Source organism: Microcystis sp. LSC13-02, assembly GCA_002282935.1.
GTDB lineage: Bacteria > Cyanobacteriota > Cyanobacteriia > Cyanobacteriales > Microcystaceae > Microcystis.
Genome location: MTBT01000309.1, coordinates 1 through 13,466, shown reverse-complemented (window position 1 = coordinate 13,466; position 13,466 = coordinate 1). Strand labels below are relative to the sequence as shown.

9 protein-coding genes and 1 pseudogene are annotated in these 13,466 nt (G+C 40.1%); 8 read left to right on the top strand and 2 right to left on the bottom strand.

Annotation, left to right across the window (positions count from 1 at the left end):
• Positions 1 to 85: 85 nt before the first annotated feature.
• The 5 genes and pseudogenes from BGL89_RS21375 to BGL89_RS19260 all read left to right on the top strand — a co-directional run.
• A pseudogene (locus tag BGL89_RS21375) lies at positions 86 to 1,006 on the top strand (VWA domain-containing protein); the annotation flags it as partial.
• A gap of 17 nt (positions 1,007 to 1,023) precedes the next feature.
• Positions 1,024 to 4,173, top strand: coding sequence for a tubulin-like doman-containing protein (locus BGL89_RS19275; protein ID WP_286827139.1), 3,150 nt, complete (start codon positions 1,024 to 1,026; stop codon positions 4,171 to 4,173).
• Positions 4,174 to 4,270: 97 nt separating this feature from the next.
• Complete coding sequence (locus tag BGL89_RS19270) at positions 4,271 to 6,259, top strand: methyl-accepting chemotaxis protein (protein ID WP_286827138.1); 1,989 nt, start codon at positions 4,271 to 4,273, stop codon at positions 6,257 to 6,259.
• 6 nt (positions 6,260 to 6,265) lie between these two features.
• A complete protein-coding gene (locus BGL89_RS19265) occupies positions 6,266 to 6,907 on the top strand; it encodes an OmpA family protein (RefSeq protein WP_286827137.1) in 642 nt (213 codons plus the stop codon).
• Positions 6,908 to 6,985: 78 nt separating this feature from the next.
• A complete protein-coding gene (locus BGL89_RS19260; RefSeq protein ID WP_193959311.1) occupies positions 6,986 to 7,219 on the top strand; it encodes a hypothetical protein in 234 nt (77 codons plus the stop codon).
• A 314-nt stretch (positions 7,220 to 7,533) separates the two neighbouring features.
• On the opposite strand, the gene BGL89_RS19255 is transcribed toward BGL89_RS19260, so the two are convergent.
• Positions 7,534 to 8,043, bottom strand: a complete 510-nt coding sequence (locus BGL89_RS19255; protein WP_286827143.1) for a Uma2 family endonuclease — start codon at positions 8,041 to 8,043, stop codon at positions 7,534 to 7,536.
• Positions 8,039 to 8,578 (bottom strand): Uma2 family endonuclease, encoded by a 540-nt coding sequence (locus tag BGL89_RS19250; RefSeq protein ID WP_286827136.1) that lies wholly within the window; start codon positions 8,576 to 8,578, stop codon positions 8,039 to 8,041. The genes BGL89_RS19255 and BGL89_RS19250 overlap by 5 nt, the downstream gene beginning before the upstream one ends.
• A 254-nt stretch (positions 8,579 to 8,832) precedes the next feature.
• Here BGL89_RS19250 and BGL89_RS19245 point away from each other — a divergent pair, with 254 nt between their 5' ends.
• The 3 genes from BGL89_RS19245 to BGL89_RS19235 all read left to right on the top strand — a co-directional run bounded on the left by BGL89_RS19245 (position 8,833) and on the right by BGL89_RS19235 (position 13,086).
• Entirely contained in the window at positions 8,833 to 10,752 is a 1,920-nt protein-coding gene (locus tag BGL89_RS19245; protein WP_286827135.1) for a long-chain fatty acid--CoA ligase, read from the top strand.
• 61 nt (positions 10,753 to 10,813) lie between these two features.
• The gene (locus tag BGL89_RS19240; protein ID WP_002756613.1) at positions 10,814 to 11,263 is read left to right on the top strand and encodes a YlqD family protein; all 450 of its coding nucleotides are present in this window, start codon (positions 10,814 to 10,816) and stop codon (positions 11,261 to 11,263) included.
• Between the two features lie 458 nt (positions 11,264 to 11,721).
• Complete coding sequence (locus BGL89_RS19235) at positions 11,722 to 13,086, top strand: DUF3370 domain-containing protein (protein ID WP_286827134.1); 1,365 nt, start codon at positions 11,722 to 11,724, stop codon at positions 13,084 to 13,086.
• Positions 13,087 to 13,466: the final 380 nt, after the last annotated feature.

Genomic DNA, 13,466 nt, shown 5'->3' with positions numbered 1-13,466 from the left:
CAAGGGCAACAAAGCCTGAAACTCCTGACTCCTGACTCCTGACTCCTGACTCCTACCCCCACCGAAAAACTTTTTCAGCAGACCCTATTTAGTTCCTTTTGCTGATAATGTCCAACCGATTGCAGAACCGATTTTAATTCGCGGAAAGGAAGATATAGATGCGGTTTTAAAAGCGATTCCTTGGCAATCTAGCCAGAGTGCTAAAAATACCGATATTCAACGCGCAGAATGGCACGTTTATCCCCGACTGGCACGCTTAAATCAGTGTCGTTTAACTGCCAATCAAGCTATCAAACCCCAGTCGGTAGTTTGGATTACCGATGCACCCCTTTCTACTGCCGCGGGGATTACTTCACAACAGTGGATAGAAACCCCAAAAAATAGCCCTTTTCGTCTTGCTAATTCTCCCGAAAGTTTGCAAAGACAAAACTGGCTTAATTCCCTACCAATTAATCTCAGAACCCAAGAAATTACTGCCACTAACGGCAATAAATATAAACTATCAGTTGTCGATATTGCTCCCACAGCACAAGAGTTTTGTACTCCCGCACCGGGAGGACAAGAAACCTGTTTGATTAATCCTTATCTCTTCAGTCAGTTATGGTTGCCAGCATTGGCAATTATATTAATGGGAATTGGGGGAATAGTAGCGAGTATTTTGGGGATTCGTCATTGGTTGCGGTTACATACTGCTTGGACTATTAAAGTCCCATCTAATGATGATGACAATGAGACCCAAAAATATATTTTAAAAACATCCGAAAGAATTAACATCGGTGGTGATGAATATCATAAGAATACCATTCCTTGTCCTGGGGAAGAAATTCGCTGCTATTTAGAAAGACGCGGCAATCATTTATATCTGAAACCTACCAAACAAGCAGATATTTTTTATCGAGGTAATGAATTAACTCAGGAGGTGAAAATAGATAAAAATTACTTGACCTTAACTTATCAGCATAACAATCAAGATATCGACCTAGAAATTCAGATTAGCAAAAAATAAATCAGGAGATTTAAACTATGGCTAACAACAGTCAAACCCGCGCTATCAAACGGACAATTATCATCGGATTAGGTGGTACTGGTCGAGATGTGTTGATGAGAATTCGTCGCTTTATTATTGATAAATACGGGAAGTTATCTAACCTACCCGTTGTCAGTTTTGTTCATATTGACACAGACAAAAACGCTTTTAATGGTTCTGGCCTACCCACAGGAAATAGCTATCACGGGGAAGAAATTCTTTTATCAGCTGCTGAAAGAGTATTTATTAATATGAATGCTCAGGATGTTAACAATCTCACCTATGAACTTGAACACAAAACCCTTTTTGAAAGTCCCTTTTCCCATATTGAAAGCTGGTTAGACCCAAGACTAAAAAAACAAATAACTTCCATTGAAAATGGTGCGGGAGGTATTCGTCCCGTCGGTCGTTTAGCTTTCTTCCATAACTATCAAAAAATTCAGGAGGCAATTGAAGCAGCGGAAAGACGAACTTCTGGTCATGAATCCTTTATGTTTAGCGGTAAAGTTAACGGTCAAAGCTTTAATGTCCAAGAGGGTTTAAATGTCTTTATTGTCGGTTCTTTGTGTGGGGGAACTGGTAGCGGCATTTTCCTCGATGTGGCCTACACTTTGCGTCATATTTTACAACAAACCACCGAATACACATCCTTTGGTTATTTGGTAGTTAGTCCTAAACTTTATGGTGATGGGGCAATTATGAGAGCTAATACCTATGCAGCTTTGAAAGAGTTAGACCATTATACCAATGAAAGTAATTCCTTTCAAGCCTGTTATGATAAACAAAATTTCGTCAACATTGATGAAAAACGTTCTCCTTTTGATTTTGCCTACTTAGTTTCTAATCGCACTGTGGGAGATTACCGGATTGATAACAAAGGTAAATTATGTAACGTCATTGCTTACAAGATTTTCTTGGATTTTGCCGATGAGTTATCTCCTCGCATCAAAAGCAATCGGGATAACTATAAAAACTCGATGATTAGTCCAGATAATCATCCTTTTCAGATGTGTCAAGGTTATATGTCCTTTGGACTAGCGAGGATTTATTTTACTCGCGACCGAATTGTGCAGATTGGTCTCAATCGTTTTACTCTCAAATTAATTAATTTTTGGTTAGAGGGATATGGTCAAAGTCCCAGTGGACAAGAGTTATTAAGTAAGTTTCTAGCTAATTGGAGTACCCAAGGTAATAAGGATTATTTTACTGCCAGATTGGAAGAAGCAACCCTAGAGAATAATAAAACTTTTTCTAAGACTTTAACCTCTTGGAAAAATTCCCTAGAGGAAGAAATATCTAATAGTCAAGATTTGGAGAATTTACCCCAAACCGTCAAGCAATCCCTAGAAAAAGAGTTTCGCAAAGTACAAGGGGGAGAAACAGATAGCAGTCGCGGAATCTGGTTAACTCTGACCCAACAGACTCAACCCAAGTTAATCGAAAAATTTAAGTCAGATATTGACCAATTTTTGGAGATTCTTCTTAATCCTGATAGCTTAGAATTTTCTTTGGAAAATAGCCTATCTTTTTTGGTCGCTTTACAAGTACAGATTAATACCTACAAGGGGAATCTAGAGGAATTATCTCAGGATAATAAAGGGTTTCATTCCTCGGAAAAAATTGATAACATTTGGCGAAATGTTAAACAAACTCTCGAAGATATAAACGGGAAAAAGTCTGTCTTCAAGATGTTCAGTAAAAATGCCAATAGCGAGAAAATCAAAGCTGAGTTAAGAGACTACGTTCAAAGCGGACAAAAATTAATTCAGCAGAACTTTAATTTCAGCATCAATGGGGAATCTAGAAAGATTGTCGAAGCGATTCTCAAGCATATTTCCAGTCGAATGCTGCAGATACAACAACTGAAAGAAAACCTACATCAGCTAATCGCAGAATACGATAAATACGAACAGGAGTTAATGCAGTTAAATCTCGATGAGATGACTGGTGAAGGTATTTTCCCAGAAGAGAATATTGATAACTGTATCCCTGACAGTAACTCCCGAACTCAATACATTTCCGTTAGCCAAAAAGTCACCAATAATTTAGGCTATAATGCTTCACTATTCAGTTTATTTAGCCAATCTTTTGTTATTGATAATGAAACTCTCAAAGAGACCCTAACAGCAACAATCGAGAAACAGTTTCAATCAGTAAGCACTAATAAAATTGATGCAGTAATTAAGCGATTTATGGGTCAATATAAACCCCATGATTTTCCTGAACGCTTGGGGCAAATTCTGCGGGAAGCTGATTTAATGTTACCGATAAATGTTAATGATGCTTACTATCGCTTGCATAAAGATAAAGCATTGCTAATTGGGACTAATGAGGATAATTCACCCACCATGCAAAGATTCAAGAAGATTCTCGAATCTGATTTAAATATTAATCTGGGGACTTCTTTTGAATCAATTCAAACGGACGAAGAAATCCTAATTACCTACGAATTTGGTGGGTTTCCCCTAAGAATCATTACTGATTTATCTGGGTTGCAAAAAATTTATCAAGACCAAAAGAGAATCAGCATTTTACACAATGATTACAGGATAGAATTTGCTGATATTATCCCACCACCTGCCAAATTAATTGAGGAATTAGAGTTTATTTTCTATCCCGCAATTGCTCTAGGTTTACTAGAATATTATCAGGAAGATGAGACTTATCAATTAGTCATCGAAGGCGATTTATTTAACAACAAGTCTATCATTGATATTAGCGGTAATTGGCGACTTGCTTTAGAACAATTTGCTTCTCGTAAAGACATGGAAACTGCTTTACAGATACTGCTTAATCAGGCAAAAAATGAGATTTTAGCTAATCCTACTCGATTATTTACTAACGAGGGTGATTATTTCCAGAACGTCAGCTATTTTCTCAACAGTGTCAAAAATTTACCCTCCTATCACCCCAATTATCGCTACAAAGATAAGGTAGCTGGACAAGATGGAAATGCTCAACAGGAGGCAAAAGAAGGAATTATCACCCGTTTTGTTAATCAACTAAAAATGGAACTAGAAAAACGTGCTGCTGAACAGAAAAAACTAGAAAAACAACAGCAAAAGCAACAAACTTTATTGGGAACAAACAATAACAGTAGTCAACCCAGTTTACCCGCAGAAGTTAGCACTGCTGATGAATGGTAAAATTTATCAATCTTAATAATGTTTCCCCAGCTATCTGAGGAAACATTAACCCCCAACTCTCTCTATCAACCACAATTCGAGGTATCCAATAACTATCATGGCATTATTTAACCTTTTTCCTCCCTATCTGATTGTTTTAACTCTAGTCTTGGTTATTTTTCCCACCGTCTTAGCTGTGAGAATCCGGATTGCTCTCTATAAACATATCCAAAAGTCAACCGCAAAAGTCAACCGCTTAATTCGGGGAGAAAGTCGCGGGGTTCAACCTAAAATTATTTCTAATCTAGAGAATAGATTTAAGATAGCCAGTAGTCAACTAGATGATGTTAATACCGCAGCTTTGGTGGATGGTTTATACCATGAAGAAAAATTTACTTTCATGTCTAAATCCCTCAGCTGCGAGAAATGGGATTATTTTGTGAGAGTGTTACCCAATCTCCTCCTCGCTTTTGGTTTGTTGGGAACTTTCTTCGGAATTACTCTCAATCTGACGGGAATCAGCACACTTATCGATATCAATAATCTCGATGTGCAAAGTTTAGGAGAAAAGCTCAAAACTCCCCTAGAAAGTATGGGGATTGCTTTTATCACTAGCTTAATTGGTTTAGCTTGTAGTTCTTTACTGACTGTGATTAACTTAATCTTTAATACCAACCTTGCTAAAGTAAATCTAATTAGTTCCCTAGAAGACTATTTAGATAACATCTTGCAGCCGACTGTAGAAGGGAATAGTCGCTTGAATAAAGCGGTTGATAGCATGGTGGAGAAACAGCAAGCATTTCTGACTAACTTTCATAATGAGGTGACGAGAGTATTAGAATCTTCTTTAAGAGAAGTTGCTAAAGAAATTGCTGAACGTAATCAGGAAACTGCTAAATTAGTCACCCAGGTTTGTGAAAGATTAACTGAAACCGCAGGAACTTTATCTACCGGTGCATCGACTTTTCAGCGTTCAGCTTTTGAACTTAACGAGCAAGTACCAATTATCACGCAAGCAAACCGAGAGTTTACACAATCCTCTCAGGAACTAAAAAATAGTGTGCTGCTTTTTAAACAAGCATCAGAGTTAATTGAAAAAAGTAACTTCTCTGGTAATATGGAAAGGTTTACCGCTAGTTTAGCAGAGACTCAAGCGAGATTTTCTCAATCCACTGCACTACTAGAGCAGAATATCGGGGAGATTATCAGCAGTAATAAAAGAGCTAACGATTTAGCAGAACAAGTGTATTTAAATATCCAAGAATCTTCTCAAAAATTACAGGATAGTGCGCTAGGTTTTCTGGAAGCTTCCGAAAAAATCGAAAGTAGTCAATTTGCTGATAAGTTAGTGCAAGCAACCGCAGATTTAATGACTGCTCATCAACAGTTCGCTAATTCTACTACAGATTTAAACCAATCAACTCAATCTCTAGCTTCTTTAACTCAAGACTTCCACCGTTCAATGACAACTATGGTTGAGTTGGGAATAAAAATTACTGACTTGAATCAAAAATCTGAGACAATCCTAGAGCAAAATCAGCAACGCTCAGTCACCGAACAAGAAAAGTTATCTAACATTCAGGGAGAATTAGTAAAATTAATCGAAACCGTGAAAACTTATCAAGACAGTTTTAACTCCGAGTCGAAACAATTAGGAAACCAGCTTATCAATAGTCTCGATGAAAAACTCTCCCAAACCTCTGATAAAATCCTCACTGCTTCTCATGGGATTGAGCGCTCTAGTAATAATCTCGATGTGACTAATGCTAACTTGTCTCAGTTAATTGATACAGTGACAGAGCAAGTTACTCAAGTCAAGGAAAGCTTACAGTCTGAGTTAAAACTTTTAAGCAATAACTTAGCGACAGTAGTGGATGATAAATTAACTAAGAACTCAGAACAATTAAAAGCAGTTTCCCAATCTATTGAGAAAACAGCCAATCAATTTGGCAGCCTTAAATCAGATTTTTCTCAAGTAATTAACGCAGTGAACACCAACACCAGTAAATTAACTGCTAACTTAGAATCTTTGCAAGATAAGTTAGAGAAAGTCGTCGCTAAGAAGGGGATTAACACCATATTTGATAACTTCACCAACAAATTCTAAGCAACTATGTCTAGACGCACCTACTACCGAGATGAAGATAAATCGGTGGATGTTTATCCCGCATTCACCGATTTAATGTCCAATGCTTTCATGATTCTGAGTTTATTTCTCCTCTTGGCACTTTTTCAGTCTTATAATCTCATCAGCAAACTGGAGGAAGCTAACCGAAAACTGCAAACAGCAACCCCCATAGTTATCGATGAAAAATCAGGAAAATTTAAATTTCAGTCGGGAAGTGCGGAATTAAGTCCTGCTTTAAAAACCTATATTCGTCAGCGCATTATTCCCGCTATCGAAACCATTACCAAAGACAGAGAAATCGACTTTATTCAAGTAATTGGACACACCGACGGACAAGGAATACAACAGACAAGTAATCTCGATAAAAATATCGAATCGGTTGCCAGCAGAAAACAATCTGTTAAAATGCTAGTACCCGGTTCTAACACTGATTTAGGATTAATGCGCGCTTTAGCAGTAGTGCAAGAAATCGAAAACACCGGTAAACTCAAAAACGTCAAATTTCGAGCTTTTTCCGCAGGACAGTTATACCTCCCATCGGGTAAATTAGCCGCGGTTAATCGTGACGCAGATGCAAGCAGACGCAGAATTGAAATCCGTTTTATTCCCCCCGGTAAAAAACAATAAGACAAAAAAATCTAGAAATTTGTTTTTTTATCTTTTGCTTGTTACACTGAGGAAAGAACGAAATTCAAATCAATATCTATGGAACAAAACACTTTAGAGGGGACTTGGGAAGAAATTTTACAGCATAGTGCTAAATTAGCAGGTCAGCGAGTGAGATTGACCATTCTATCTAATCAATCTTCCAATTCCTCCACTCCAGAAACCCTAGACCAAAAATTAAAAGGAAGAGTTGGACGAGTTTATTTTCAGCCATCAGATTTATCTGAGCGAGTAGAAGAAGTTTTTACAAACATTTTAGATGATAAAGACTAATCAGCATTACACCAATGACTCTTTGCGACGCTTCTCCACTTATTGCCTTAATTAATGAAGCTGATAAAAATCATCAGCGTTGTGTTGACATTTTATCTTCGCTATCGGCCCTCCTTGTCACGACTTGCGCTTGTTTTACCGAAGCAATGTATTTATTGCGTCGATATGGTGGTTGGTTCGCACAACAAGAATTATGGGGTTATGTGGTAGATGAAATACTGGTAATACACCATCATAATTCAGATGAACTAAAAAGAATGGAAACCTTAATGATACAATATCAAGATGTTCCTATGGATTTAGCAGATGCTTCTTTAGTAGCCATAGCTGAAGTTCTTAAAATCCCGAAAAGATGCCGTCAGATTAATACTCTGCAAACTAAAACTTTCTTGCTGATAGGTTTGCAAAATCCATAAACCCTGTTCACCCCGGCGAAAAGTTTCCACTCGTTGGTGTTTACTATTCACTAAGACATATTCCTGCAAACTTTCTAGAGTTTGATAATCATTAAATTTATCACCCCTGTCAAAAGCTTCTGTGGAATCGGAGAGAACTTCGATAATCAATTTAGGAAAACTTTTGTAGGTAGCAGTTTCTCTATCTCTGTCATCGCAGGTGACAAGAATATCAGGATAATAAAAGTGATTGCGTTTCTCTAATCTGATTTTCACATCGGTAAAATAAACCCGACAATCGGAACCCCGCAAATGATTACGAATGATAAAAGTGAAATTGAGTCCGATAATATTATGAATATCAGTCGTCCCTGCCATGGCGTAAATTTGCCCATCGATATACTCGTGTTTAATGGGACTTTTTTCAATCCCGAAAAGATGCCGTCAGATTAATACTCTGCAAACTAAAACTTTCTTGCTGATAGGTTTGCAAAATCCATAAACCCTGTTCACCCCGTCGAAAAGTTTCCACTCGTTGGTGTTTACTATTCACTAAGACATACTCCTGCAAACTTTCTAGAGTTTGATAATCATTAAATTTATCACCCCTGTCAAAAGCTTCTGTGGAATCGGAGAGAACTTCAATAATCAATTTAGGAAAACTTTTGTAGGTAGCAGTTTCTCTATCTCTGTCATCGCAGGTGACAATAATATCAGGATAATAAAAGTGATTGCGTTTCTCTAATCTGACTTTCACATCGGTAAAATAAACCCGACAATCGGAACCCCGCAAATGATTACGAATAATTGTGTATATATTCCCCGAAACAATATTATGAATATCAGTCGTCCCTGCCATGGCGTAAATTTGTCCCTCGATATACTCGTGTTTAATGGGACTTTTTTCTTCAAACTGAAGATATTCTTCTGGAGTGAGATTATTATAGTTAGATAAAGCAATCATCGTTTTTTCTGCTAGTTACAACTATATTAAGTACCTAAGCAAAATTAATTATACATCTAAGCCGTTAGCATTCCCTGATTATCCCTCACTGTTCACTGATAACTGAAAAGTCTTCTCTCTCCGAGTCTCGACTAGGAAATTAACTTTGCAGGACTAGATACCTGTTGAAATACTGTCTAGGAGAACCAGCAAAAAGAGCGATCGAATGGTTAATCTATATGTTATTACCCTTGTAACCCTCTATAACTACTGCTATGACAACCCTAATTGACTATTCAAATATTCAATCTTTACCCGAAGTTTGGTCAATAGTTGCCCAACGTTTCCCCAATATTATCGCCCTACAGGATCCCCACAGTAAACCGGAAGTAATTCTCACCTATCGGCAACTTTATCAACAAATTCAGCAATTTGCCGCCGCTTTACAAGCATTAGGAGTCACAGAAACCGAAAATGTCGCTTTATTTGCCGATAATAGTCCCCGGTGGTTTATTGCCGACCAAGGTTCCATGGCAGCCGGGGCCGCCAATGCGGTACGATCTGCTCAAGCAGATGCAGAGGAATTAGCCTATATTCTGGCCGATAGTGACAGTCAGACGCTGATTGTCGAAAATAACAAAACTTTAGGGAAATTACTGGCGAAAATCCCTGAATTGCCCCTGAAATTAATCGTGCTGCTCACCGACGAAGACCCCGCTACTGGGGCGATTTCCGTGCAGACCTTAAATTTCAAGCAACTAATGGCGATCGGGGCTGAGAACACCCTTAAACCCATCACCAAGAGCGAAAATGATCTGGCTACCCTCATCTACACATCGGGGACGACGGGACAACCAAAAGGGGTGATGTTAAGTCACGGTAATCTGCTGCATCAGGTACGCAACTTAAATGCTATCTTTCAACCGGCTCCCGGCGATCGAGTTTTAAGTATACTACCTTCATGGCATTCCTACGAGCGCAGCTGTGAGTATTTCATTCTAGCTCAAGGTTGTACCCAGATTTATACCAGTATTCGCACTTTTAAGTCCGATTTAAAGCAATTTAGTCCCCAATTAATGGTGGGAGTTCCCCGTCTTTGGGAATCTCTTTACGAGGGTATCCAAAAACAATTTAGCGAACAACCGGCTAAAAAACAGAAATTGGTGCGATTTTTTCTAGAAAAGTCGGAAAAGTACGTTCTTGCTAAACGTATCGCTGATAATCTCAGTCTTGATCACCTTCACGCTTCCCCCGGAGAAAGACTCAAAGCAAGAATTCAATCCCTCTTACTCTATCCCCTCCATGCCATCGGTGACAAGCTAGTTTATAGCAAAATTCGCCAAGCAGTGGGAAATAAAGTTAAAATCTTGGTTAGTGGCGGTGGTTCCTTAGCCAGACATCTAGATACTTTCTATGAGATTGCGGGAATCCCGATCTTAGTTGGTTATGGACTGACAGAAACTTCTCCCGTCGCTACCGTCCGTCGTATCGATCATAACCTGCGCGGGTCTGCCGGTCGTCCCGTCTTTCAGACAGAAATCTGTATTGTCGATTTACACAGCAAAGAAGTCTTACCGACGGAAAAACACGGTTTAGTCTTGATTCGTGGTCCGCAGGTGATGCAGGGATATTATAAAAAACCAGAAGCAACCGAAAAAGCGATTTCTCCCGATGGTTGGTTTGATAGCGGTGATATTGGTTGGTTAACCGCTGCCGGGGATTTAGTTTTAACCGGACGGGCCAAAGATACAATTGTTTTGAGCAATGGTGAAAATATCGAACCGCAACCGATTGAAGATGCTTGTTTACGCAGTCCCTTTATCTCCCAAATTATGCTAGTGGGACAGGATCAAAAAGCTTTGGGGGCTTTGATCGTGCCTAATCTTGATATACTGGCCAATTGGGCCCAAGAACAGAAAATATCCTTAAATTTACCCGATCTTCACAGCGATCGCTCAACGATTCTTTCTAGCGATCTCTACAGCAAAAAAGTCTTAGATCTCTACCAACAAGAATTAAAGCGCGAGGTAAGAAATCGACCCAGTTATCGTGCCGATGACCAGATTAAAACCTTTGAGTTAATTTTAGAGCCTTTTTCCCAAGAAAACGGCATGATGACCCAAACTTTAAAGATTAAACGACCGGTAGTAACGCAACGCTATCGCGATATGATTAACGAGATGTTTGCCAAGTAAATATTTCCGGCAAATATTCTCCAACCTCTTGACAAAAAGACCTTTTTAGGATAAGCAAATCATGGATGACGCACAAACCAGTTTATTACTGAAGCGCCCGGTGACAATTAAAGTCATCGTGACTCCGCGCTGGAAAGAAGAAGCACAACAGCAATTACAAGCACAAATGGCTCAAATTGACGCACAAATTCAACAATTAGAAACCCAAGGACAAAGAGCGATCGCCGAAATTCAGCGTCAGAGTCTTATCCCCTTACCCCCCGCGGCTGCCCAACAGATTGACAATATTCAAATCCAAGTCAATCAACAGAAAAGTGAGTTTCTCGAACAAAAAAACCAGTATCTGCAACAATTGCAACAGGTACAACTCTTGGAACTCAATCAAGAAGTAGCCCAAGCACAACTAGAAAGCTTTTTCCGCGTCGAAAAAGGCGATAACTTAGTGGCAAAAATGAATGTAGAACTCGTCCTTAGAGATGGCATAGTCGAAGAAATTCGCGGCGAAATTTAAAGCTAGGGTGAGCAGTTACCGGTCATTGTCAACTTAAAGGCTAAAATCGGCAATAGCAAGGGTTATTCTCCCTTGCTAACCCAGAAAACCGCCCCTAGCTCACATCACCCCTGACATGGCTTGATCAGGCCTGAAAAATATATTAAGATTCTTTATCGATCGCCTGGACACACTCGCCTATATTGTCGTATAACTTCCTCTCTCCATCGACTCACCCTTAATTAGGGTTTGCTGAAAAAGTTTTTCGTGGGGGTAGGGTGTGGGGTGTGGGGTGTAGGGTTTTACCGATTTTGAGGGGGTCAATTACCTAATTTTCAGGGAAAAAGTCCCGGAATTTTCCCCCCGATCACCCCCATATCTGGTACTTTTTGATTGACAAAAAGTCTAAAAGTCTTACCCAACAAGGTTTTAGATTTATTCAGCAAGCTCTGATTAAATACTATAAATATAGAATCTCTATGCTTTCTTTCTTACCCACTATTCTTTTAGCTCAGTCCGCCTCGGTCTTGCCCCAGATAGAGAGGAAATTAATCACCCAATATCAGGAAGTGCGTCAGTTGCCCGGTCAACTAAATGATGTGCTGGTTTTTAATAGCAATAGTCCCGAAGTCGTAGAAAAAGAGGGAATTCTCCTCTCCACTTTCCCCGGCAAAGGAAAACGTTATCCCGTAGCCCATCTCAATCATCCCCTACAAGGACGTTTTGACGTTTTTACCCACCACATCGCCCGTCAAACCGATCCCAATCGCGACCTACACCAGGGCCTGATCGTTACTAATCCCACCTCCAAAAACCTCGTTATCCGCATCCTACAAGGAGTCAGTTACGTCACCTCCGCCGATGCCCCTTTTGTCGATTTACCCTCTCTGGTGGAAGATCCCAATGGCCGGGTTTTTTCCGGTCCCGGTTCCCGTTTAGCCGGCGATATCATGCGTCGTCGCCATGATACCCAATTTCCCACCCAGATCGTCATTCCCCCAGGCCAAAGTCGGATGCTATTCGATCTGGTTATCCCCAGAAGTAGCGCCCGCTCGACCCTCCTACGTCTCTACAGCGATGGCCCTGTCTATATGGCCAATTTAGCCCTCTACGAAGTTCCCCAAAAAGTCAAAATCGAAGATCGGGAAATAGAAACCTTTCGTCCCCCTACCCTAGAGGAATGGCGTACCCTATTAGTTAGAGGTGATTTAGCCGCTCCTCGTGATTTTCCCCCCACCCCCCCCGATCAATGGTTCCCCGGAAGAAGAAATTTTTATGGTCGCGTGGCTGGAATTTCTGTCGGTTCGGAATGGGCAACCCGCATTGTCGATCCCAAAGGGGGAATTAATCTCACCATTCCTCAACCCGGTCAAGCTTTTGCCTATCCTTTAAGTACGGTGACAGCAGCTACTTTCGGAACCAGACAAATCCAAAGCGCCCCCATGTTAGTGCGTTATCCCGATACGGCTTTCAAAGCTCACGGTAACTACGGTGTTCACTACTATCTGACTTTACCTCTATATAACAACACTAGCAAAACGCAGGTGGTGGCTTTGAGTATTCAAACCCCAATTAAAGAAGACAATTATCTCGATCGCTTGCTATTTGTTGAACCCGTCCAGGGACCGGTATTTTTCCGGGGTGCAGTGCGCGTTACCTATCGTAACGCCCTGGGACGCACCGAGGAACGTTTTTTCCATCTCGTTCAACGGGAAGGACAACAGGGAGAAGCTTTAGTACAGGTGGAACTTCCCCCCGGAGCCAGACGCGACATTAATCTCGATTTTCTCTATCCCCCCGATGCCACACCTCCCCAAGTTTTGAGCGTTAAAACTTTGGAATAGATAGGGTTGGCTGAATAAATCTAAAAACCTTGCTGGATAAGACTTTTAGACTTTTTGTCAATCAAAAAGTACCGGACATGGGAGTGAGCGGGGGGAAAATTCAGGGACTTTTTCCCTGAAAATTAGGTAATTGACCACCTCAAAATCGGCAAATCCCCACACCCCACACCCTGTCCCCACGAAAAACTTTTTCAGCAGACCCTAATTAGGAGTGATCCCTTGACTTTGGCGGCGGCTTGGGTTATGATTCTCTTATAATGGGATGGTTGTGTCTATCATGAAGTGCTTAGATTCCCATTATGAATAAAGTCTTTTAAAAATATTATCCCAAAATCTCACGACAAAAGCAAGGAAAATTTCGCCGTCAATTGTTAAGTTTT

What these genes read in the sequence shown, in the direction of transcription:
- BGL89_RS19275 (WP_286827139.1), top strand. Translation starts at nt 1,024, where the DNA reads ATGGCTAACAACAGTCAAACCCGCGCTATCAAACGGACAATTATCATC.
- BGL89_RS19270 (WP_286827138.1), top strand. Translation starts at nt 4,271, where the DNA reads ATGGCATTATTTAACCTTTTTCCTCCCTATCTGATTGTTTTAACTCTA.
- BGL89_RS19265 (WP_286827137.1), top strand. Translation starts at nt 6,266, where the DNA reads ATGTCTAGACGCACCTACTACCGAGATGAAGATAAATCGGTGGATGTT.
- BGL89_RS19260 (WP_193959311.1), top strand. Translation starts at nt 6,986, where the DNA reads ATGGAACAAAACACTTTAGAGGGGACTTGGGAAGAAATTTTACAGCAT.
- BGL89_RS19250 (WP_286827136.1), bottom strand. Translation starts at nt 8,578, where the DNA reads ATGATTGCTTTATCTAACTATAATAATCTCACTCCAGAAGAATATCTT.
- BGL89_RS19245 (WP_286827135.1), top strand. Translation starts at nt 8,833, where the DNA reads ATGACAACCCTAATTGACTATTCAAATATTCAATCTTTACCCGAAGTT.
- BGL89_RS19240 (WP_002756613.1), top strand. Translation starts at nt 10,814, where the DNA reads ATGGATGACGCACAAACCAGTTTATTACTGAAGCGCCCGGTGACAATT.
- BGL89_RS19235 (WP_286827134.1), top strand. Translation starts at nt 11,722, where the DNA reads ATGCTTTCTTTCTTACCCACTATTCTTTTAGCTCAGTCCGCCTCGGTC.